The sequence below is a fragment of the Halobacillus sp. HZG1 genome (assembly GCF_035818575.1).
In the GTDB taxonomy this organism is placed as follows: Bacteria; Bacillota; Bacilli; order Bacillales; family Halobacillaceae; genus Halobacillus; species Halobacillus litoralis.
Genome location: NZ_JAYLVQ010000012.1, coordinates 1 through 21,324 on the forward strand (window position 1 = coordinate 1; position 21,324 = coordinate 21,324).

Consider the following 21,324-nt stretch of genomic DNA (forward strand, 5'->3'; position numbering starts at 1 on the left):
TGGCGAGACTCCTGCGGGAAAAAAGTGCTTGGTGAGACCCCACAGGACGCAGTCCGAGGAGGCTCACCGCGCTCCCGCGGAAAGCGAGCTATTCCCCGCAGCCCCCATCCACCTAACAAAAGTCTCGAAACTGAGTCTTCAACTAAAGGGAGCGTTAGTGGAAATGGTTAATTGATTATGGTGAGCTTATTCCTAGTAACCTTATCGGTTTTTTATGATATGATAAATAACAAGAAGAAATGGAAAGGAGTCGGTTCGATGAGCAAAATTTATATTCTGCATGAGAACGATGAATGGACCGATCATTTGACGGAGCGTTTAGAAGAGCTCAATCTTCCATACGAGCTCTGGCATTTGGATCAGGGGACGCTTGATTTGACAAGCGAGCCACCGGAAGGGATTTTTTACAACCGCATCAGTGCTTCATCTCATACGAGAGATCACCGTTATGCCCCTGAGTTTACTGAAGCTGTCCTTGCTTGGCTCGAACGTCATGAACGCACCATAGTAAACGGCAGCCGGGCTTTAAGGCTTGAAGTAAGCAAGGTCAATCAATATATGGCACTAAACCAAGCTGGCATTCACACACCAAAAACGATCACTGTTGCAGGGAAAGAGAATATTCTTGATGCTGCCCGCCAAATGGACATGGAATCGTTCATAACGAAACACAACCGTGCGGGAAAAGGGCAGGGAGTTCAGCTTTTCCATTCCACAGAAGCGTTGCGTGAATACTTGGATAGTGACGCTTTCGAGGAGCCGGTTGATGGGATTACACTCATTCAACAATACATTGAAGCACCGGAGCCCTATATTGTACGACATGAATTTGTAGGCGGAAAGTTTGTATATGGAGTAAAGGTCGATACGTCTGAAGGTTTTGAACTGTGTCCGGCAGACGCTTGCTCGATTGAAGATTTGTATTGCCCGACGGACGCAGGAGCGCAAACACCAAAAGCGAAGTTTGAAGTTCTTGAAAATTACCGGCCACCCATCGTGAATGATTATGAAAAGTTCTTACAGCAGAACCACATTGACGTAGCCGGAATAGAAGCCATTCAGGATAGAGAAGGTCGGTTTTACACCTATGATGTGAACACGAATACTAATTACAATTCGGATGCTGAAGCAAAAGCAGGGATATATGGTATGCTCGAGCTGGCGAAATACCTTGGAGGTCTTTTACAAAAGTCACTCGTATAATAAAAAGATCGATCACATCCATGTGATCGATCTTTTTTAGTGACGTTTGCTCAACCAAAGAACCCCTGATTTAGCTAGGCGGGGGAGGACCCCTGTCATTGGTTTTTGAAGCATGTTGCCAAATCCGTCATTCTTTCCAAGAGAACCGAGTGCACCTTTTAACTTCACCTCAGATGGACGCTCAGGGACACGGTCTCTAAGTATGGCATTAAGTACAGCGGCTACCTTCTCACCTTGCTGACCGGCAAGCTGTGCACTGGGAGAATGTTCAGAGGCTGCGCAATCACCTACAACGTAGACATTTTGATGGGAGGGTACCTGGTAAAAATCATTGACGATCACTTTTTCCTGGTCATCCTTTTCAAAAGGAAGCTCTCTGACAAGGAAATTCGGGCGGACCCCGGCGGTCCATACAGTGACATCGTTCAAATAACAAACACCATTGTTGCATACACCGTCTTTTTCAACGTACTCTACGTTTGCGCCGTGGATGACTTCCACTTCATTATCGTTAAACCACTTCTCTACATAATCCTGGATTTTGGAATCGAAGGCTTTCAAAACCGTTTCTCCACGGTCCAACAAGCGAATGTTCAAGTCCGGCCTGCTTTCCCTGACTTCTGAAGCGACCTCAATCCCGCTTAGTCCGGCACCGACAACGGTCACCTTACCGTACGCTCCTAGGTTGTTAATGGCAAAGCCTGCACTCCTTGCTTTCGAGAACGTCTGTACACTTTCGGTGAATTCTCGTGCGCCTTCTATGCCGTGGTAGTTATCCTCACAGCCAAGACCAATCAATAAGTAATCGTAGGGAAGGTTTTTTTCCCCGCCTTTAATTACTATGGTTTCATTTTCTGTGTCGATTTTCTCAACTTCATTGAAGACATAAGTGACTTGCTCGTGTTCAGGAAAATCAACGCGCGCGTGACGGTCAGACTCCGTTCCTGCTGCTATGGTGTAAAATTCAGTTTTTAATGAATGGTAAGGATTCCTGTCGACGACCGTGATATGTACATCTTCTGGGATTTGATCGAGCAACCCGTGCAAAGTGTTCATACCCCCATAGCCGCCCCCCAAAATAACGACTTCTTTCATCTTTATTCCACCACCTTTTCTTAATCCCCTGTTCGAAAACGCTTTCTGATTGTTACAACCTTTAGAGTACCAAAATTACTGGCGAAAAACTAGAATGATTGAGCAAATTCTCTCATCTTTCCTTATTATTCGATTCCCTCTCCATAAATATTTAAAAGTCTAAATGTAAACTTTCCTAACAAATTCATTCACATAAGCTACTAGGGGGGGCTGGGAAACGGTTCGTCTTGCTCCATCGTCAAGACATTCTGTTTATGCCAGTCGTGTCTAGCAGGACGATTCCGCATTTGAACACTTTCCATGGGGCGGGCGGTTAGCCTCCTCAGGCTCCGTTTTCCGGGGGCTCACCTGTCCACGTACATAGGAGTCTCACCGTTTCCCACCGTCCCATTACCTTATAAGTGTCTCGAAACTGAGTCTTCAAGAAACTTACCCATATGTTTAATAATAGGGAGGGAGAGTTCAATTTTGAAGTGGAATCTGGTACATTGAAGGCAGAAATGGTTAGAAAGGAAACGATGATGAAAAAAATACATAGCGAAATATTGCAATTTAGAGGCACGCATTATGATTTTGGGTTTGATCAAGGACAGCGGCTGAAAGACTCGTGGACAGTAAAGAATAGAGAAAAACAATGGCGGGTGAGGAAGCCTCGTTTTATTGTTGAAGAACAGGAAGTGAAAGAAGCGATTACACGTTTTTCCCCAGGTGTATGGGAGGAGCTTCTTGGTTTGAGAGATGCTTTGGAATGGCCGATGGAAAAAGTGATGATGGAATTCGGTGGATATCGAATCGACTACAAAAGAAGTGGATGTTCGATTATGACTGGAGACGGTTATTTTATTCGAAATTACGATTACATGCCAAAGACATACGAGGGGCGTTACAGCCTTTTTCAGCCCACCGACCAAGGATACAGCATTATAGGACCGACGCAGCGTATTACGGGCCGTATGGATGGGATGAATGAAAAGGGTCTGGTGATGGGATATAACTTCATGCACCGCAAGCGCCCGGGGGACGGGTTTATTTGCTGTATGATTGGCCGCCTTGTGCTTGAGTCTTGCGCGAATGTAACGGAAGCTGTTCAAATGCTCCGTGACATTCCCCATCGCCATTCCTTCAGTTACACCGTCTTCGATAAAAGCAATATGACCTATGTAGTGGAAGCCTCTCCCCGTGGGGTAGAGGTAAGGGAATCAGATGTTTGTACAAACCATTTTGAAATCATGAAAAAGGAAAATCGGAATCACCTCGTGGATTCTATGAAGCGTATGGATGCGATCCAATCGAGTCGTGAAAAGATTGAGAATGCATATGATGCCTTCCGTTTAATGAACGATACCGATCGTGGTGTGTTTTCTAAGCTGTACAGCAACTGGGCCGGAACGATTCACACCTCCGGGTATTTACCAAAAGAAAACAAGGCATGGTTTGCTTTAGGCGGAGATCAGAAACCTGTGGAATTTGATTTCTCTCAATGGTTGAATGGAGAGGATCTTGAAGAAGAAAAGGTACACGGGGAAGTAGATACTGATATTCCTTTTGCTCACATGGAGGACGGCGCCTACTGGAGTGGGAAAAAATGACCCCGAAGAAATGTGTGATTCGTAAGGGGAAACCAGAAGATGCGCCTCATACGATGGCGTTGGCCAAGGAAATGTTATCGGAGGGCTATGGGTTGAAACAACTGGCTGAGTTCCATGATTCCTTGGAAAAAGAAAAAGCATGGATCAGCCGTTATGAAGACCCTGAGTTTTTTCTCGTAGCCGAAATGGATGATGAGGTGGTCGGCTTTTTAAACTTTGATCTGGGTGCTCTTTCTTCCACAAGACATCAGGGCACTTTCGGTGTTAATGTGAAAAGGGGTGTAAGGAACAAAGGGATCGGCCGGGAACTTGTGAAGGCAATGACTGCTAGATGTCTGCGAATAGAAGGCATTGATATTATCCGGCTGCATGTAATGGAGTCCAATGCACGGGCCATCCACCTTTATGAGGATCTCGGTTTTCAAAAGGAAGGACGCTTCAAAGATTATATTCGGAAGAACGGCAGGAGTGAAAACCTGATTCATATGGCTCTGCATTTACGTTCTAAATAGGGAGTGATGATGAGGATGCCTGAGAAAGTCATAGTCTCTTGGAGTGGTGGCAAGGATTCCGCCCTTGCTTTACAAAAGATGATGGAAGATGAGAAGTACGAGGTCGAGGGTCTGTTTTCAACCATTTCTGAGCAGTCTTTGCGATTACCTGTCCATGAAGTCGGGGAGAATCTGCTGATGAAGCAGGCGGAGGCCCTGGGACTCCCACTTGAAATTGTCCCGGTTCCGGAGAATGCATCAAATAAGGTTTATGAGAAGGTAATGCAAAGGATGTTTCAGGACTTCAAAGACAGAAACATCCACAAAGTGGTTTACGCCGATCTTTTCCTTGAAGATATCCGAGCGTTTCGCGATGCTTTATTGAGGAAGAATGAAATGACAGGGACCTACCCATTATGGGGAATAAGTTCTCACCAGGTAGCAGATGAAATCATTGAAAAGGGATTTCAGGCCGTGGTCACAACCGTTGATACGAAGAAGTTGGATAAAAGATTACCCGGGGTTCTCTATAATCAGGGATTTCTGCATTCCTTGTCCCCTGAAGTTGATCCTTGCGGAGAAAACGGGGAGTTTCACACTTTCGTTTGGGGTGGTCCTCTGTTTGACGAACCTTTGAGCATTCAGCAAGGGACGCGATTTGAGACATGGAGGGGAAGGTTTTCCCACGTAGAAATAAAGGAGAAGTAGACAACCCTCTTCGGAATAAGGTATAACTAAGAAAACACATGTTGGAGGTTACTATGGAAGATATTTTACAAATGAAAGATAAAAACATCGTTGTCATGGGTGTGGCGAACCAGCGAAGTCTTGCCTGGGGTGTGGCTAAATCCCTCTATCAGGCAGGCGCCAACGTTATTTTTACATATCGAAAAGACAGAAGTTATAAGAAACTCGAGAAGTTGCTTGCGGACGGTGGATTAGAGGCGAAAGCCATCGTTCAATGCGATGTAAACAGTGATGAAAGTATTCAGCAGGCTTTTGCGGAAATTGGTGAGAAAGTCGGAGTGATTCATGGGGTTTGTCATTCCATCGCTTTTGCTCATGCGGAGGATTTGAAAGGCGATTTTGTGGATACTTCACGTGAAGGGTTCGCTTTTGCACAGGATACAAGTGCTTATTCACTTATTGCGGTAGCGAAAGCCAGCCAGCCTTATATGACAGAAGGCGGATCGATGATTGCCATGAGTTACCTTGGGGCTGAACGTGTGGTTGAAGGCTATAACGTCATGGGTGTGGCGAAGGCGTCTCTTGAAGCCACGGTTCGTTACTTGGCGTCCGATTTAGGTGAAAATCAAATCAGAGTTAATGCCATTTCGGCTGGCGCGGTACGTACACTCGCTGCTAAAGGGGTACCAAGTTTCAATGAGATTTTACACAAAATTGAAGAAACAGCTCCACTGAAAAAGAATGTGACACAAGAAGAAGTCGGAGACATGACCCTGGCAATGATGAGCCACTTATCTCGTGGAGTGACAGGAGAAATTGTCTATGTTGACTCAGGTTACAATATTTTAGGTTAATGGATAGGTCCCCTCAAGCAGGGGGCTTTTTTCTTTGCTGAAAACGTTTTACAGATTCTTTTTGGGGAATGGACTCTTAGATAAGGAAATCCACACAGGACCAATTTATTAGAACGGAGGCTATCGGATTATGCAAAGACAACAAACCATTATCGAAGAGTCATTAAAAGCCATCATGGAGGATGAAGATTTTCTCCCGGACTTGAAAGCACAAACGCGGGAGCAAGCCTATAACTCACTGGTCGCGCTTCTATCAACTCCGAATCATATCCACAAATCTTTTCTACGCATCACTACTGAAAATGGAACGATCGTAAGGATTCCGTCATTCCGTGTCCAACATAGTGATACTGTCGGTCCTTATAAAGGCGGGATTCGTTTTCATGAATCGGTCGATGAAGATGAGGTCTCCAATTTAGCGAAACTGATGACTTTGAAAAATGCTCTGCATGAACTTCCTTTTGGTGGAGGTAAGGGTGGAGTGGTCATCAACCCTAAAGAGTACAGCATAAAAGAACTGAATTTAATTTGTAAGAAATACGTTCAATATTTTAATGATATTCTAGGGCCGGACAAGGATATTCCCGCTCCGGATGTTGGTACTGGAGAGCGGGAAATGGATTGGATGATGGGAGAGTTCAAAAACATCCATCCCGGAGAGCCCTATCGCAACAGTTTCACTGGAAAAAGCATCGTAAATGGCGGATCTCTCGGGAGAAGAGAGGCAACCGGAAAAGGGGTTTACTATACGTTCCGTTACATGTTGCATGATTTCGTCAATGAACATAAAAAATGGTTGGCCGATACGGAAAATACTTTTGCTCATACGGCTCTTGATCATGCCGGCAAAAAGTTAAAAGTAGCGGTTCAAGGCTTTGGTAACCTTGGTTCAGTTGCTGCTCTTGAGGCCTACCAATGTAATCATCTGCAAAACCGGGTAGTGGCAGTGAGCGATGCAAATGTAATGCTTTATCATTCAGATGGCCTGGATATCCCGGGACTTGTTCAGTTTGCGAAAGAGCACGATGGCGACCTGCCTTCAACTGAAGAGGACTTGAACGAACATGAGCTTGTAGCAGAGATTAAAAACAGAGATGATTTACTGGAAATGGATGTTGATGTTCTGATTTTAGCAGCGTTGGAAGATCAAATCCATAAAGATAATATGAAGAACATTCAAGCGAAAATCATTGTCGAAGGTGCTAATGGACCAATTACAGAGGAAGCAGATCGATACCTTGCGGATAAAGGTGTATTGATCGTCCCTGATATATTAGCTAATGCGGGTGGTGTCATCGTTTCCTACTACGAGTGGGTTCAGGGAAGAGAGGCACAGTTCATGACGGAGGATCAGGTGTTCGAAAGACTTTTTGATAAACTGAAAGGTACCATGGATACGATACTGCCTCAATTTTTTGGAGATCCGTTCCCATTGAGGCAGAATTGTTACATCCATTCTGTCACAAAACTTTCTACGATTATGTACCGCCAAGGAAAACTTTATTAAGTTAAAAACTCAGCCTTCCATAGGCTGAGTTTTTTTGTACATATTTTCGTAGAAAAGGGAAAATTAAAGGAAGAGTGCTTATTTTAAAGGAGGAGTTGGAATGCTTGAAGGTAGATCAGCTTTAATTACTGGTTCGGGACAGGGAATCGGACTTGAGATCGCAACAGAATTTGCAAAAGCAGGCGCGAAGGTCATGCTTAATGATATCAATGAAGAGACCCTCAACAAATCAGTAGAACAACTACGATCCCAAGGACATACGGTAGAAGGGGTCGTCGCCAACGTAGCAAAAGAAGAAGATGTAAAAAATGCAATTGAAGAAACGGTTCGTAAATTCGGAAAAATTGACATCTTAGTCAATAATGCAGGGATTCAGCATGTCGCCCCAATTGAGGAATTCCCAAGTGAAAAATATTCATTAATCCTGGATATTATGCTTAAAGGACCGTTCTATGGGACGAAGTATGCGTTCCCACACATGAAGGAACAAGGTTATGGCCGTATTTTGAACATGGCTTCCATCAATGGACTTATCGGTTTCGCAGGGAAAGCCGGGTACAACAGTGCCAAACACGGAGTGATCGGTTTAACGAAGGTAGCCGCTCTAGAGGCCGCGGACCACGGGATCACGGTAAACGCAATCTGCCCGGGATATGTGGATACTCCACTTGTCCAAAACCAGTTAGAAGACCTTGCAAAGTCGAGAAATATCGATAAGGAAAAGGCATTGGAAGAGGTTATTTATCCACTCGTACCACAAAATCGGTTGTTGAAAGTCCAGGAAATTGCAGACTATGCGATATTTCTGGTCAGTGAAAAAGCGAAAAGCATCACAGGCCAAGCAGCGGTCATCGATGGCGGATATACAGTACAATAGAGAAAAAAACGTCCCCTTTATAAATAAAAGGGACGTTTTTTTATTTCCTCAATCAAATAAAAAGCTTCTCTCCTTAGGAGGGAAGCTTTTGTTAGTTTAGTTAGTTGATTCCCATCATGGCAAGGAAAATAATCGCGATGGTGGCAATCATGGGAATGAGAAGACCGACAACGAAAACATCCTTGTAAGAATCTTTGTGAGTCAGCCCTGTAACCGTAAATAAAGTCAATAATGCCCCGTTATGAGGAAGTATGGAAGCTCCGGATGCTACTGATGTAATACGGTGAAAAGCTTCAAGACTCAACCCTTGATTGACAGCAATATTGTAATATTCCTGTCCGAGTGCTTCGAGGGCAATCCCCATACCACCGGATGCGGATCCTGTGATCATAGCAAGGAGACTGACGGCAAAGGCTTCTGAGAAAAACGGACTCAAAGGGATACTGAAAATCAAATCCTTTACCGAGTCAAAACCAGGTGAAGCGGTAACTACAGTACCAAACCCGACGGCCGCACTCGTGTTAATGGTAGCCATAACCGAACCGGAAGCCCCTCCATTAATTGCTTTAATGAAATCTTTATAATCTTTCCAGTTAAAGATCATGATTAAAATGATCCCGATGAGCAAGGCGGCTAGAATACTGATGTCAAATGCATTCAGTGTCAATACAACAGCAATCAGCGGAATGGTGGAAAGAATCCAGTTTGGGAGTTCCTCTTCGTTTACACTTTTTACTTGGTTATCGCCTTCTGGCTCCGTGAACTTTTCATCTTTCTTAATCAGTTGTTTTTCACGGAATTTCAAATAAAAATATCCACCGACAGCCATGATCAATGCAGCAACAATACCTAGTATGGGTGCAGCCATCGTGTCTGTCTTAAAGGTGTTGATCGGAATGATGTTCTGAATTTGAGGTGTACCAGGAAGTGCTGTCATTGTAAAAGTAAAAGCACCAAGTACGAACGTTGATGGAATCAACTTTCTTGAAACATTCGCCTCGCGAAACATCGCGACAGCCAATGGATACACAGCAAAGACCACAACAAACAAACTAACTCCGCCATACGTAAGAATCGCTGCCGATAAAAGCATTCCAAGAATGGCGCGTTTTTTACCAATGACGCTCGAAATCTTATGGGCAACCGACTGTGCAGCTCCTGTATCTTCCATCAATTTACCAAAGATCGCACCGAAAAGGAAAATCGGAAAATAGTCTTTCGCAAAGTCTACAAATCCCTGCATGTAGGTATCTGTATAAGCGGGGAGGATATCCATACCGCTTAAAATCGCGACAATGCCTGATACGAGTGGTGCAATCCAGATGATGGACCATCCGAGATAAGCCAACAGCATAAGTAATACGAGTCCAATTAGGATACTGATCATGATGAATCCCTCACTTTGTTTAATATCAGTTTTACTTTGTCCAAAACTGAAAAATAAATGAGGGATTGTATATGAATTCAAATGATTAACAGGTATTTTGCGTTCGTGAGTCTTCAATAACTCTCCCATTTTGTTGAATGAAAAAAGGAGTATAACCCCTCGGGGGTTAAACTCCTTTTTGGTATTCATTAATCAGCCTGTGTTACGAAGACCGGCTGCAATTCCACTGATGGTGAGAAGAACTTCAGTCAAGATATCTTCATGATCGTCGACTTGACGTAATTCTTTAATAAGCTCCACTTGAAGGAAGTTCAATGGATCTACATAAGGGTTACGAAGTCGTACAGATTCTTTGATTGTCGGTTGATGATCAAGAAGTTCGGCATCTCCTGTGATTTGAAGCAAGATGTCTTTGGTACGGTCATATTCTTCCACAATGTTTTGGAAGATCCGTTCCCCGAGTTCTTGATCATTGACCAAAGCTTTATATTCTTTAGCTGTTTGAATATCCGCTTTAGTCAGAGCCATCTGTAAATTGTTGATGGTAGAGCGGAAGAACGGCCAGTTCTCATACATTTGCTTAAGAACAGCAAGGTTATCTTCACTATTCTCAACATAACTCGCAAGTCCTGTACCTGCAGCGTACCATGCAGGGATGAGCTGACGGTTTTGCGTCCAGGCGAAAACCCAAGGGATGGCTCTTAAGTTTTCAAATTTGGAACTGTCTTTACGCTTCATTGGACGTGAGCCGATGTTCAGTTCACTGATCTCTTGTAACGGGGTTGCTTCGTTGAAATAAGTCAAGAAATCGGAATCACCGAATACAAGTGATTGATATTTTTTCAAAGATACTTCAGAAATATCCTCAAGGGCTTGCTCCCATAGCTCTTCACGATGGTGACCTTGTTCGGACTCTTTCGATATATTCATTGCGCCCTCCAGAAGGGTAGAAGCGCCTTGCTCAAGGCTTCGGTAAGCGATGTCTCTCAGCAGGTAACGGGAAGAGAGGACTTCTCCTTGTTCGGTGATTTTTACACCTTCGCCAAGAGTTTCCACTGGTTGAGAAAGCAAACTCCGGTTCAACGGTCCGCCACCACGGCCAAGGGAACCTCCACGACCATGGAAGAACTTCAATCCAACATTGTATTCGTGAGCCATATCGTGAATCTCCTGCTGGGCTTTGTAAAGTCTCCAGTTGGCTGTGAGTGTTCCGCCATCTTTACTTCCATCAGAATAGCCAAGCATAATTTCCTGATGATTTCCATGCTTGTCCAAGTGTTTGCTGTAGACATCCATTTCAAATAGAGTTTTCAAAATGTCAGGGCCCGCTACAAGGTCGTCGACGGTTTCAAGAAGTGGTGCGACGTTCAAGTTGCTTTCCACTGTGCCATCCGCATGCAGACGGTAAATGCCGGCTTCTTTCGCTAATACTAAGACTTCTAGAAGATCACTTGCAGATTCCGTCATACTAATCAAGTAAACTTCAATCGAACGCTCACCGAATTCTTTGTGAGCTTTACGGATCATTTGGAAAACATTCAGCATTTTTTGTGTCTCTTCAGAATAGTCTTCGTTCAGTAATGAAATCGGACGTGGATCTTTTAAGACGTCTTGCAGGATATCAAGCTTCTCTTGCTCCTTCATGGAAGCGTAGTCCTCGACAATTCCTACTTTTTGTAGAAGTTCGGAGACGGCTGATTCATGTTCGCCACTATGGTTACGAATATCGAGTGTGGCGAGGTGGAAACCGAATAGTTCCACTTGGCGAATCAATTTTCGTAATTTTTTCAGCTCACGTTTATTCGGCTGGTGCGTTTGGGCACTGTCGCGAATTTGACGCAGGTCTTCGATAAGCTCGTCTGCATAGCCGTAACCGATATCAGACTTACCTACTTGACGCAGGCGCTCTAGGATAATGGCGAATTTTCGACGGTAAATTTCGCGGTCCACACGCCATTTCTTACCTTTTGGAAGCATAGGTTCTTCTTTTTCAATCGCATTTTTCAACTCATCGGTGACGGTCACTTGAGTGGAAGAGTGACTGAATCTTTTCATCAGCTCTACAAGAACGGCGTCATATTTCTTCAAAACAAGTTTTCGTTGTTTCTGAAGTGTCTGCCATGTGATATCAGGGGTTACGTTTGGGTTACCGTCGCGGTCACCGCCGATCCAAGAACCAAAACGAAGGAAGTTCGGAACGTTCCAATCTTCACCTGGATAGTGATCTTCCAACCGAGCTTCGAGCTCCTGGTGGATATCCGGCAGTACATCAAACAAAGTCTCGTCAAAATAATAAAGGCCGTTGCGCACTTCATCCATAACCGTTGGCTTCCGTTCGCGCAATTCATCGGTCTGCCAAAGTACGGTCACTTCATTCTGCAGGCTGTCCTGAATGCTTTCACGTTCGCTCTTCGTCAATTGTGGATGGTCCAGCTTTTTAAGGAGTGTTGCAATACGTTTCTGAATTTCAAGTACAGTCCGCTTCGTAGCTTCAGTAGGGTGGGCCGTAATGATTAATTCCAAAGAGAGCTTATCCAGGACCTCTTGAATCGCACCCTTGGAAAAGTCATTTTTTTTCAAGTTCTGAACAGCGCTTTCGAGCGAGAATGGCTGTGCACCATGATCTTCGCGCAGTTGGTATTCGCGGCGACGGCGAATACGATGGTTTTGTTCAGCGATGTTTACGAGGTGGAAATAAATTGAGAATGCGCGGATGACTTGGGAGCGCATCGGTGGTTCGAGGTTTTGAATCTCATTTTTCAGTTGGTTGTATGTTGAGGTATCTGGGTTCTTCCTCAAGTCTTTCGTTAATTGTCGGATCGTTTCTACTTTATTTAGTAGTTCCTCCCCGCCGTGGTGGACGAGAATATCACCTAGCATATTTCCTAATGCATGGATGTCCCGGCGTAAGGGAGTTGTATGATCGTTAGTATTTTTTACAGTAGTCATACTTTCACCTTCCTGTCAGATCAATTTAAGTAAGATAAAATTGCCTATGTGTTTCATAATGTTATCAGAATAATTTGCATAGTCAAACACTTTGAACCGTGGTATCATCAATGGTTACCCGAAAACAGTCAACAGAAAAAAATGGTAAACATAAGAATGACAATGAATGTAAGCGTTAACTTATAATCATGCATAAACATACTTCTCTTATTTTAAATTCTTTCCCCATAAAACACAAAATGAAAAACCTAGATGCGCTTTTTGGGAAAATATGTATGACCTGGTCACCCAATCATTTACAGAAAAAAAGGTCTGTAGGAGCTTTCGTGTGGGTGGGAGTGTATAGGAATGAGGGCAGTATGAAAAAGTAAGAGGAGAGAACGCGTGATGTTCTCTCCTCTTATAGTTTATGTATATTTATGGAGACTCATTTCATAAAGACTCCAATACTCGTCTTCGAAAGGGCGATGGTTTTTGAGGTAGCGGTCTTTGGTGAAACCAGCATTCTCGTAACACCGGATGGCACTTTTATTGAAATCAAAAACACCTAAGGTCACTTTCTCTAGTTCGAGGTGCTTAAAGGCGTACGTGGATATCAGCTGGATCATCTGTTTTCCATATCCTTTCCCTCTGTGTACGGGAGAAACGAGTACCTTTCCAATACGTGCCTGTTTTTTATCTTCATCTATACGTCCTATGGAAATGTGCCCGATTATTTTTTCTACTGATGGATCATAGACTTGGAAGGTTCGTCGGTCTTGTGTATTTTTGTAATCCATCAGCTGCTGGTGGGTTAATGGAAAACTAAACATCGGACCTCCCCATTGCATCAGGAATCTGGGGGATTTGACCCACCCTAATATGGTTGGAAAGTCTTTTTCTTCAAAAGGGATCAATTGCAGCATGGTCTTTCTCCTAACTTTGCTTTTTTTCCGATGATACACTACTTTTGAAAAATTATGAAAAAATTCGTGACATTACATCTATACACATGGGATGATAAACTATTGTACAGTTAACGTTGGTAGAGGAGGGAAACTAGTGGCAGATAAAGAAAAAGATCAAGTCATTGATGAAGCGGTAGGAGAAAAAGAAGTACGGAAGCTAGAGTTTCGCGGCGGCGTTTTTGCTGCTACCATTCCCCTGGTGTTTTTCATCATATGGGCAGTTGTATTAAGTGTCACAGGTCTTGTGACAGAACAAGCGTTAGTATTAGGAATGGTTATTGGAATTGCCATCGGACTATTCTTGTGTAAGTCTGAATGGTCAGATTATGCACAGAGCTTGATTTCAGGAATGGCCCAGCCAGTAGGGGTCGTTGCGATCATTGCCTGGTTTTGGGCAGGGATGTTTGCAAACATGTTATCCGCAGGTGGATTAGTAGACGGCCTGATTTGGTTCGGGTTTCAATCCGGACTTGAAGGGGGAGCCTTTGTTGGCATCACTTTCCTTCTAGCAGGATTGTTTTCAACAGCTGTCGGTACCGGCTATGGTACAGTAGCGACTTTTGGTGTTCTAATGTATCCGGCAGGGGTCATCCTGGGAGCGGATCCTGTTATTCTCCTCGCTGCGATTTTAAGTGGAGCTGTTTTTGGAGATAATCTGGCACCTGTATCAGACACGACGATTGTATCTGCAACAACTCAGGATGCTGACGTACCAGGAGTTGTGCGTTCCCGCTTTAAATATTCCATCACAGCAGCCATTCCAGCTCTTATTTTATTTGTAATTTTCGGCGGTGGTGGAGAGATGGGAAGTCAGCAAGTGGTCAGTGAGCTTCAAAATGAAGTTTCACCTGAAGGCCTGCTCATGTTAGCTCCATTTGCATTAGTTTTATATTTAGCCCTAAGTGGTCATCACCTTTTAACTTCATTGTCTTACGGAATTCTGGCAGCAGGCGTGTTCATCTTCTTTACTGGTCATTCTTTGAAAGAAGTCCTGTATATCCATAAAAACGATGCCGGGGAAGCCGTAATTGAAGGGGCATTGATTGATGGAATAAGTGGCTACTTCAATATGGCGATTTTGATTTTATTCATTTTAGCAGCCGCCTATCTGTTGGAAGTTGCGGGTACCATGGATGTTATTAAAAACTTCTTTTTGAAGTTAATTAATAATGTCGTGCGCCGAGCTGAACTTTCTATTTTCGGAATTGTCGCTTTTTTAAATGTATTTATTACGATTAATACAGCTGCTGAGATAGCTGCAGCACCGTTTGTCCGGAAATTAGGGACAGAAATGAACATCCATCCGTATCGTAGAGCGAACTTCCTGGATACCGTCACCTCTTCACTTGGCTACATTTTCCCTTGGAGTGGCGGGGTTTTGCTCGCATGGGCTACCGTCCAGGGAGCTGCTGATCAATACGACTTCTTACCTGTTGTCGGACCGGGAGAAGTTTTTCCGTTCGTCTTTCAGGGCTGGTTGCTATTGATTGTTATGTTTGTTGCGGCATGGACAGGCTGGGGACTTCGTTACACTGGTAAAGATGGTGAGGAAGTTAAACCACAGGATTATAAAAAATAAGTCGTATGCCAAACCCCCTGAGTAATAAACTCAGGGGATTTTTGTCTTACGTATGAATGTGAGCTTTTACTTCTTTCATTTGATCGAGGTGGCGTAGTTCGTGCCAACCGATAAACTCTACCCACTGTTCCAGATTCATATCTCCGAAAGCGGGATGGGTGAATACACGGTTCTGCAATGTTTCCTGCTCCTTATTGTGAATAAGGAATAAAGTTGCTTCCCGCGTCTTTTTCAAACCCTCTTTTGCTTGATCCAAAGTCGTAAATTCCCCTTTCGGGCGAACGGCCTCCGGCGCTTCGACTTTATAATCACGGTTGGTCGTCTTATGAATCGGTTTTTCGGTTGCCTGCTGAGTGTCTCCCTGCTTAAGGGCCTGGTTAATCTGATAAACGATTAATTGTTCCATTAAGTATAAATGTTCTAAAACTTCAAGGATGGACCAACGATCTTCTTCAGGCTTAACTGATGCTTGTTGCTCTGGCACTTGGTCTACAAAATCGAGCAATTCTTTTCTCTTTTCATCTAAGCCATACATACAAAATCTCCCTTTCAATTGAAGTTATCTAGAGTCTATCACAATTCCTATAGATGTTTCTTTCCCCAGCCCCTCTAAAAATGAAACCTTTCCAAAGCCCTTCCGTATGTAATGATAATAAATGGTAAATATTTCATGACCAGGTCATACAGATTATTCCAATTGATTATTGAGGAGGGATAGGGTGAAAAAGCTGTTGGGAGCTTTTTTGGTTTTCCTTAGTTTTATGGGAGCTGTTGTGTTCTTTGTTGGGGACAGCGAAGATTCTGTCCTGCAGAGTAAGAAAGAGGTAGAAATTGGTGTACCAGGTGTTACAGGATATTCCATTACATATAAAAGCGGGGATACCGATATTCCGGGTCTTTGGATTGAGCCGGAGAATATTGAGGAGAGTCTGCCTTTACTTATTCATAACCGAGGAGGGGTGGGAGAAAGTTCGCTGACAGATGCGCAAGAACTTAAAAATCTATCCTACTGGGCAGAGCAGGGATATGTTGTTTTAGCGACACACTACAGGGAGAATGCAGAGGAGAACGTTAAGGTAAACAAAAAAGAAGACTTTGTCCAAGATGTGCTGGATTTAAAGAAGGTTGGAGCAGAGTTGGACCATGTGGATGAAGACCGGACTGTGATGCTCGGATATTCCCGTGGAGGGTGGATGAGTCTGCTCGCGGTTCAACAGGAAATGGATGTCGATGCTGTTGCTGTCATTGGTGCCATTACTGACTTGGAGCATCTTTACACAAGCCAACCTGCATCTGTTCAAAAACAAATCGAACAATTAATGGGGCCACCTGGAGGAGAACATAGTTGGTATCGTGAGCTTTCTCCCATTCAGTGGGTGGAGGAAGTGGGAGTCCCTACATTAGTGCTTCACGGAGGAAGAGATCGGACCGTACCTGTGGAAAAGGCAAGGTACTTTGTAAGCTTGATGGAACGTGAGCATAACATCCATCGATATATTGAATATGAAAATGGAGATCACGGTTTGAGATTGCATTTTAAAGCGTATGCACCTGAGGTGTTGGAATGGTTTGAAAAGCATCTGGAGGGAGGATAATCATGACGATCGGTGTAGTGCTATACCCTGGATTTAGTGAATATGAAATCACGGTAGCTCTTTCAGTCTTTAAACAGGCAGAGCAAAAGGTTACATATATAGGTTTGGATGAGGAAAGAGTCACTGGTGAATCAGGACTTGAATGTGTAGTAAATGAAACAGTGGAAAAGGTCAGCCCTGGCGATTATGATTGCATACTTCTGCCCGGGGTCGATGATTTTAAACATCTTGTTGATCATCAAACGCTCATTAATTTCATTCAAAAAACCAGTGAAGAAGATGTTCTCATCGGTGCTATATCAAGTGCCCCATATTTCCTTGCCATGTCAGGAGTCCTTGATCATCATTCCTATACAACAGGCCTTACAAAAGAACAGAGAGTCTTCTTAAATGTGTTCCATGAGAATACGTATATGGATGAAACGGTGGTTGTTTCAAAAAAACTGATCACTGCCAAGGGATCCGCTTTTGTAGAGTTTGGCTTGATGCTGGGGAGAACTTTAGGACTCGATTTTGATCCATCGTGGTATAGTCAATTAGAAGCATAGATACTCTTAGAATACGATTAGGAGGAACAGATGATGAGCGACTACTCTATTAGTGAATTTATTAGAAAGACAAAGCAGGATGAATCAGAAAATGACTACTTTGAATTGGAGACTCCGCGGATTCTCGAAGTGAATCTTCTCGATCAAGTGTGGGCCAAGGCGGGAGCGATGATTTCCTATAATGGAAACATTAAATTTGAAAGAGAGGGCATTCTCGAGCATGGTGTCGGTCGTTTATTTAAAAAAGCGATGACCGGGGAAGGAAGTTCTCTAATGAAAGCCACTGGTCGAGGTCGCCTTTACCTTGCCGATCAGGGCAAGAAGATTACTATTTTCGACCTGGATAATGAGACCATCACGGTTAATGGAAATGATCTACTTGCCTTTGAACCGAGCATTGACTGGGATATCAAACTGATGAAGAAAGTAGCGGGGATGGTTTCTGGTGGTTTGTTCAACGTCACCCTTAGTGGAAGTGGGCGTGTGGCGATTACGTCGCACTATGAACCATTGACATTGTTGGTCCGTCCAGGGGAACCTGTGATCACTGACCCGCATGCTACTGTTGCCTGGTCCGGGCATTTGGAACCGAATTTCCGGACAGATATCAGTTTTAAAACATTGATTGGACGGGGAAGCGGAGAATCCATACAAATGGAGTTTGAAGGAGATGGATTCGTTATTGTCCAGCCGTTTGAGGAAGTTTATACAACAGGGCAGAGCTGAGCAGAAGCGGATTTTTTTACAGACAGGCATGAGCATGGTATGCTGTGAATACAATGACACCAAGAGAAACTTGATGTGCATTTATTGAAAATTTTTAATCTGTTATCCTTTACTTCGTTACAAAAACGTAGTAGGATGGGTACTAACAAAAATAAATAACGGAAACTTCTTATCCAGAGAGGCGGAGGGACTGGCCCTTTGATGCCCGGCAACCATCGAATCAATCTACGGATTGACGAGAACGGTGCCAATTCCTGTAGAATGTATGAACATTCTAAGAGATGAGAGGATCGTGCGGATATTAGCGACCCCTTTTCTTACTGGATAAGAAAAGGGGTCTTTTCGTGTAAGCACCATAACCGTCAAGGCTCTCGATAGAAGTTGCGTTAAGGGAAAGGAAAGATGTTAAATGGCAACCGCTATTTTCGGTGCAGGATGTTTTTGGGGAGTAGAAGCATTTTTTGAAAAATTCGAAGGGGTGACAGAAACGAAGGTAGGTTATATTGGCGGCCATCTGGAGAACCCGACATATGAACAGGTCAAAGCAGGAAAAAGTGGACACGCGGAATCTGTGAAAGTGAACTACGATCCAACGGTCATCACTTATGCAGAACTAGTGAATATCTTTTTTGAAGCTCACGATCCGACATCCCGCAATAAGCAGGGAATCGACGTTGGTCATCAATACCGTTCTGTTATTTTCCATTCGGATGCAAGTCAGAAATATATTGCTGAAGAGAAAATTAAAGAATGGGAAGGTAAAGGGGTCTTCAAACGCCCGATTGTTACAGAAGTTGAAGAGGCAACAACTTTTTATGAAGCGGAAGAACATCACCAGAAATATTTACAAAAGCATGGCTCTGCTGCATGCTCCATTGGATAATAAAAAGGACCCTTTCACAAGGGTCCTTTTTATATTTATGAATCTTCTTTTTGCCTGGATGCATCCATAGCTTTTAAGAAATAAGCTGTAGGGAGAAGGATGCCGATTCCTGATTCAAGCAAGGCAAAGAAACGGGCTGCCCCGACAGGCAGCATGTCACCATACCCCACGCTCAACAACGTTTCCCCACTAAAGTAAAGCAAGTCCAAAAAGTTTGGGTCGACAGGGTCCCTTGATGATAAACTAGTAACAAGAATGACTCCGTTTAATGATAACAAATAGTAGAGGAACGTAAATCCAATAAGCACACCTGTGAGTACAAAAAATAATTGAAAGAAAAGGGCCGTGCTGAAGTAGCTTTTTCTGTAGGATTTATTCGTGAAAAAATACACGAGGTTCGCTGCAATGAATATAACCACAACGATGAATAGAGCATGTACCATTTTTTCTTCTCCTTTACTTAAAAAAATATGGAAAGGCTAAGTCAGCGTCCACCGTGTAAAGATGAGCAAGCCATTATAGAAAATCTCCTACCCTGAGTAGTAGTTATTGTAAACATGGATGAAGGGAGAAATATGAGGAAGGGGCTGGGCTTTTGTGGGTTAATGACGCCATTTTAATTGTTATGTGTATCTTCATGGTATTGGGAGCACTGGATTATTATGTGCTTAATCACCGCCTATCTCTGGGATGGCGGTTTTACGAAGCTTTTATGATGATGGGTCCGCTTGCTCTTTCGATGGTAGGGATCATTTCTCTTGCCCCCGTACTCTCCCAGTGGCTTGCGCCTGTCATCACTCCGTTGTTTTTATGGTTCGGAGCGGACCCATCGATGTTTGCATCAATGATGCTTGCTATTGATATGGGAGCCTATCCTTTGGCGGAATCCTTAGCCCTTGAGGAAGAAGCGGCCACCTTTTCCTGGGCACTTCTCGGTACGATGATGGGGCCAACGCTTGTTTTTACTATTCCTGTTGCGCTAACAATTGTAAAAAAAGAAGATCGTCCTTACTTTTCAAAAGGCATTTTAGCTGGTTTAGTTACGGTTCCGATCGGATGTTTTGTCGGTGGTGCTCTAGCAGGGTATGAAGCTGGGTGGATGGTGCGTAATTTAACACCGGCTATTTTGCTTTCTGCCTGTATCGGAGCAGGTTTATGGCTGTTTACGAACGCCACCATTCGGTTATTTTCTTATTTTGGAAAAACCATTGAAATCGTGATTATCACAGGCCTCACTCTCATTATTATTGAAACTTTGACCGGCTTCATTGTTCTTCCTGGAATGGCTCCCTTATCCGAAGGTGTGATCATTGTTGGAAGGATCACCGTTACATTAGCAGGTGCTTATCCTCTTGTAGCTTTTATCAATCAGCGGGGAGAGCAATGGATTGGACAACTGAGTGAAAAGCTAGGTATGAAACCGACCTCTCTAACAGGACTGATTGCTTCTACAGCGCATCACTTACCTATGTTAGCGACAATGAAAGATATGGATGAACGAGGGAAAACGGTCAATGCTGCGTTTGCTGTGAGTGGAGCGTTCGTCATCGGCAGCCACTTTGCGTTTGTAGCTAGTGTAGACAAGGATATGATTTTTCCTGTACTCATTGGTAAGTTAACAGCTGGAGGGTTAGCCGTGGGCCTTGCCTTATGGATGACGAGGGAAAGCAAATCAGTTTCTTCTCGTGTTTCCCCCCCTATATAATGAAAAGTGAATCCACGGAAAAGGAGTTTTTTTCATGAAGACAGAAATGAGAAAGCATTATCATGAGTATATTGAAAAATTCAAGAAAGCAACTCCTGATGAAGTACAAGAAAAAATGAAGAATGCGATTGATGAACTGGAAGCTTCGAATGAAGGAGAAGGTTTGTCTGCAGGAGAGAAAGCGCCAAACTTTAATTTACCTGACGCGAAGGGAGAAACGGTCGAGCTCTATGAACAATTGAAAAACGGGCCGGTCGTCCTTACTTTTTATCGCGGAGGCTGGTGCCCATACTGCAACATGGAGCTGAGAGCCTATCAGCAGATCCTTGAGGAAATCCATGGAGAGGGAGCAGAGTTAATGGCCATCAGTCCACAAACCCCTGATCAGTCATTGACGACGCAGGAGAAGAACGAACTGAATTATCACGTACTGAGCGATGTTGGGAATGAAGTAGCCAATCAATACAATTTGGTGTATCAATTACCAGATTATCTTGTAGAAGTGTACAAAGACAAAGGGCTCCACGTGGATAAACATAATGGTGATGAGACGTGGACCCTCCCTGTTTCCGCAACTTATATTATTGATACAGATGGCACGATTGTGTATGACTATACGAAAGCGGACTACAAAGATCGAGCTGAGCCATCTGACGTATTAGAAGAATTAAAGAAAATACATGCGTAATACAACAAGCGTCC

20 protein-coding genes and 1 riboswitch are annotated in these 21,324 nt (G+C 43.7%); of the genes, 14 read left to right on the forward strand and 6 right to left on the reverse strand.

The genetic code is table 11. The annotated features are described in order from the left end of the window. Positions 1-258 precede the first annotated feature (258 nt). Entirely contained in the window at positions 259-1,203 is a 945-nt protein-coding gene (locus tag VKA52_RS00950; RefSeq protein WP_326313877.1) for an ATP-grasp domain-containing protein, read from the forward strand. A gap of 36 nt (positions 1,204-1,239) precedes the next feature. Here VKA52_RS00950 and VKA52_RS00955 read toward each other — a convergent pair whose 3' ends face one another. Beyond that, positions 1,240-2,298, reverse strand: a complete 1,059-nt coding sequence (locus VKA52_RS00955; protein WP_326313878.1) for an NAD(P)/FAD-dependent oxidoreductase — start codon at positions 2,296-2,298, stop codon at positions 1,240-1,242. 521 nt (positions 2,299-2,819) lie between these two features. On the opposite strand from VKA52_RS00955, the gene VKA52_RS00960 reads away from it, so the two are divergent. The 6 genes from VKA52_RS00960 to VKA52_RS00985 all read left to right on the forward strand — a co-directional run bounded on the left by VKA52_RS00960 (position 2,820) and on the right by VKA52_RS00985 (position 8,303). Further along, positions 2,820-3,887, forward strand: a complete 1,068-nt coding sequence (locus VKA52_RS00960; RefSeq protein ID WP_326313903.1) for a C45 family peptidase — start codon at positions 2,820-2,822, stop codon at positions 3,885-3,887. Continuing rightward, complete coding sequence (locus tag VKA52_RS00965; protein ID WP_326313879.1) at positions 3,884-4,399, forward strand: GNAT family N-acetyltransferase; 516 nt, start codon at positions 3,884-3,886, stop codon at positions 4,397-4,399. Before VKA52_RS00960 ends, VKA52_RS00965 begins: the two co-directional genes overlap by 4 nt. 15 nt (positions 4,400-4,414) lie before the next feature. Further along, positions 4,415-5,086 carry a hypothetical protein gene (locus VKA52_RS00970; protein ID WP_326313880.1) on the forward strand — a complete coding sequence of 224 codons (672 nt, stop codon included), beginning with the start codon at positions 4,415-4,417 and terminating at the stop codon, positions 5,084-5,086. 53 nt (positions 5,087-5,139) lie between these two features. Then, positions 5,140-5,919, forward strand: a complete 780-nt coding sequence (fabI, locus tag VKA52_RS00975) for an enoyl-ACP reductase FabI (RefSeq protein WP_160914171.1) — start codon at positions 5,140-5,142, stop codon at positions 5,917-5,919. A gap of 130 nt (positions 5,920-6,049) precedes the next feature. After that, the gene (locus VKA52_RS00980) at positions 6,050-7,426 is read left to right on the forward strand and encodes a Glu/Leu/Phe/Val family dehydrogenase (RefSeq protein ID WP_326313881.1); all 1,377 of its coding nucleotides are present in this window, start codon (positions 6,050-6,052) and stop codon (positions 7,424-7,426) included. Between the two features lie 100 nt (positions 7,427-7,526). Beyond that, the gene (locus tag VKA52_RS00985) at positions 7,527-8,303 is read left to right on the forward strand and encodes a 3-hydroxybutyrate dehydrogenase (protein ID WP_160914173.1); all 777 of its coding nucleotides are present in this window, start codon (positions 7,527-7,529) and stop codon (positions 8,301-8,303) included. A gap of 100 nt (positions 8,304-8,403) precedes the next feature. Here VKA52_RS00985 and VKA52_RS00990 read toward each other — a convergent pair whose 3' ends face one another. From VKA52_RS00990 to VKA52_RS01000, 3 genes are all read right to left on the reverse strand, one after another. Next, positions 8,404-9,690 (reverse strand): GntP family permease, encoded by a 1,287-nt coding sequence (locus VKA52_RS00990; protein WP_206948418.1) that lies wholly within the window; start codon positions 9,688-9,690, stop codon positions 8,404-8,406. Between the two features lie 192 nt (positions 9,691-9,882). After that, the gene (gene ppc / locus VKA52_RS00995) at positions 9,883-12,639 is read right to left on the reverse strand and encodes a phosphoenolpyruvate carboxylase (RefSeq protein WP_326313882.1); all 2,757 of its coding nucleotides are present in this window, start codon (positions 12,637-12,639) and stop codon (positions 9,883-9,885) included. Between the two features lie 407 nt (positions 12,640-13,046). Continuing rightward, on the reverse strand, positions 13,047-13,544 hold the full coding sequence (locus VKA52_RS01000; RefSeq protein WP_326313883.1) for a GNAT family N-acetyltransferase: 498 nt from the start codon (positions 13,542-13,544) through the stop codon (positions 13,047-13,049). Between the two features lie 136 nt (positions 13,545-13,680). Between VKA52_RS01000 and VKA52_RS01005 the strand changes: the two genes are divergently transcribed. Next, on the forward strand, positions 13,681-15,165 hold the full coding sequence (locus tag VKA52_RS01005) for a Na+/H+ antiporter NhaC family protein (RefSeq protein WP_326313884.1): 1,485 nt from the start codon (positions 13,681-13,683) through the stop codon (positions 15,163-15,165). A gap of 46 nt (positions 15,166-15,211) precedes the next feature. Here VKA52_RS01005 and VKA52_RS01010 read toward each other — a convergent pair whose 3' ends face one another. After that, complete coding sequence (locus VKA52_RS01010) at positions 15,212-15,700, reverse strand: DinB family protein (protein WP_326313885.1); 489 nt, start codon at positions 15,698-15,700, stop codon at positions 15,212-15,214. A gap of 184 nt (positions 15,701-15,884) precedes the next feature. Between VKA52_RS01010 and VKA52_RS01015 the strand changes: the two genes are divergently transcribed. The 4 genes from VKA52_RS01015 (at position 15,885) to msrA (ending at position 18,917) form a co-directional block, all read left to right on the forward strand. Continuing rightward, entirely contained in the window at positions 15,885-16,760 is an 876-nt protein-coding gene (locus VKA52_RS01015) for an alpha/beta hydrolase family protein (protein ID WP_326313886.1), read from the forward strand. Positions 16,761-16,762: 2 nt separating this feature from the next. Next, positions 16,763-17,308: a DJ-1/PfpI family protein gene (locus tag VKA52_RS01020; protein ID WP_326313887.1), complete on the forward strand. Its 546-nt coding sequence runs from the start codon at positions 16,763-16,765 to the stop codon at positions 17,306-17,308. A gap of 33 nt (positions 17,309-17,341) precedes the next feature. Then, positions 17,342-18,034: an AIM24 family protein gene (locus VKA52_RS01025; protein WP_326313888.1), complete on the forward strand. Its 693-nt coding sequence runs from the start codon at positions 17,342-17,344 to the stop codon at positions 18,032-18,034. A gap of 166 nt (positions 18,035-18,200) precedes the next feature. Continuing rightward, a riboswitch (SAM riboswitch) is annotated at positions 18,201-18,322 on the forward strand. Positions 18,323-18,443: 121 nt separating this feature from the next. Further along, positions 18,444-18,917, forward strand: a complete 474-nt coding sequence (gene msrA / locus VKA52_RS01030; RefSeq protein WP_160914180.1) for a peptide-methionine (S)-S-oxide reductase MsrA — start codon at positions 18,444-18,446, stop codon at positions 18,915-18,917. A 35-nt stretch (positions 18,918-18,952) separates the two neighbouring features. Here the strand turns inward: msrA and VKA52_RS01035 are convergent, their stop codons facing one another. Next, complete coding sequence (locus VKA52_RS01035) at positions 18,953-19,360, reverse strand: ion channel (protein ID WP_326313889.1); 408 nt, start codon at positions 19,358-19,360, stop codon at positions 18,953-18,955. Positions 19,361-19,512: 152 nt separating this feature from the next. Between VKA52_RS01035 and eutH the strand changes: the two genes are divergently transcribed. Both eutH and VKA52_RS01045 read left to right on the forward strand, forming a co-directional pair. Beyond that, complete coding sequence (eutH, locus tag VKA52_RS01040; RefSeq protein WP_326313890.1) at positions 19,513-20,622, forward strand: ethanolamine utilization protein EutH; 1,110 nt, start codon at positions 19,513-19,515, stop codon at positions 20,620-20,622. Between the two features lie 34 nt (positions 20,623-20,656). Next, positions 20,657-21,310, forward strand: a complete 654-nt coding sequence (locus tag VKA52_RS01045; RefSeq protein WP_160914182.1) for a peroxiredoxin-like family protein — start codon at positions 20,657-20,659, stop codon at positions 21,308-21,310. Positions 21,311-21,324: the final 14 nt, after the last annotated feature.

Excerpts from the sequence above, each read along its gene's own strand:
- VKA52_RS00950 (WP_326313877.1), top strand. The coding sequence starts at position 259 with ATGAGCAAAATTTATATTCTGCATGAGAACGATGAATGGACCGATCAT.
- VKA52_RS00955 (WP_326313878.1), bottom strand. The coding sequence starts at position 2,298 with ATGAAAGAAGTCGTTATTTTGGGGGGCGGCTATGGGGGTATGAACACT.
- VKA52_RS00960 (WP_326313903.1), top strand. The coding sequence starts at position 2,820 with ATGAAAAAAATACATAGCGAAATATTGCAATTTAGAGGCACGCATTAT.
- VKA52_RS00965 (WP_326313879.1), top strand. The coding sequence starts at position 3,884 with ATGACCCCGAAGAAATGTGTGATTCGTAAGGGGAAACCAGAAGATGCG.
- VKA52_RS00970 (WP_326313880.1), top strand. The coding sequence starts at position 4,415 with ATGCCTGAGAAAGTCATAGTCTCTTGGAGTGGTGGCAAGGATTCCGCC.
- fabI (WP_160914171.1), top strand. The coding sequence starts at position 5,140 with ATGGAAGATATTTTACAAATGAAAGATAAAAACATCGTTGTCATGGGT.
- VKA52_RS00980 (WP_326313881.1), top strand. The coding sequence starts at position 6,050 with ATGCAAAGACAACAAACCATTATCGAAGAGTCATTAAAAGCCATCATG.
- VKA52_RS00985 (WP_160914173.1), top strand. The coding sequence starts at position 7,527 with ATGCTTGAAGGTAGATCAGCTTTAATTACTGGTTCGGGACAGGGAATC.
- VKA52_RS00990 (WP_206948418.1), bottom strand. The coding sequence starts at position 9,690 with ATGATCAGTATCCTAATTGGACTCGTATTACTTATGCTGTTGGCTTAT.
- ppc (WP_326313882.1), bottom strand. The coding sequence starts at position 12,639 with ATGACTACTGTAAAAAATACTAACGATCATACAACTCCCTTACGCCGG.
- VKA52_RS01000 (WP_326313883.1), bottom strand. The coding sequence starts at position 13,544 with ATGCTGCAATTGATCCCTTTTGAAGAAAAAGACTTTCCAACCATATTA.
- VKA52_RS01010 (WP_326313885.1), bottom strand. The coding sequence starts at position 15,700 with ATGTATGGCTTAGATGAAAAGAGAAAAGAATTGCTCGATTTTGTAGAC.
- VKA52_RS01020 (WP_326313887.1), top strand. The coding sequence starts at position 16,763 with ATGACGATCGGTGTAGTGCTATACCCTGGATTTAGTGAATATGAAATC.
- VKA52_RS01025 (WP_326313888.1), top strand. The coding sequence starts at position 17,342 with ATGAGCGACTACTCTATTAGTGAATTTATTAGAAAGACAAAGCAGGAT.
- msrA (WP_160914180.1), top strand. The coding sequence starts at position 18,444 with ATGGCAACCGCTATTTTCGGTGCAGGATGTTTTTGGGGAGTAGAAGCA.
- VKA52_RS01035 (WP_326313889.1), bottom strand. The coding sequence starts at position 19,360 with ATGGTACATGCTCTATTCATCGTTGTGGTTATATTCATTGCAGCGAAC.
- VKA52_RS01045 (WP_160914182.1), top strand. The coding sequence starts at position 20,657 with ATGAAGACAGAAATGAGAAAGCATTATCATGAGTATATTGAAAAATTC.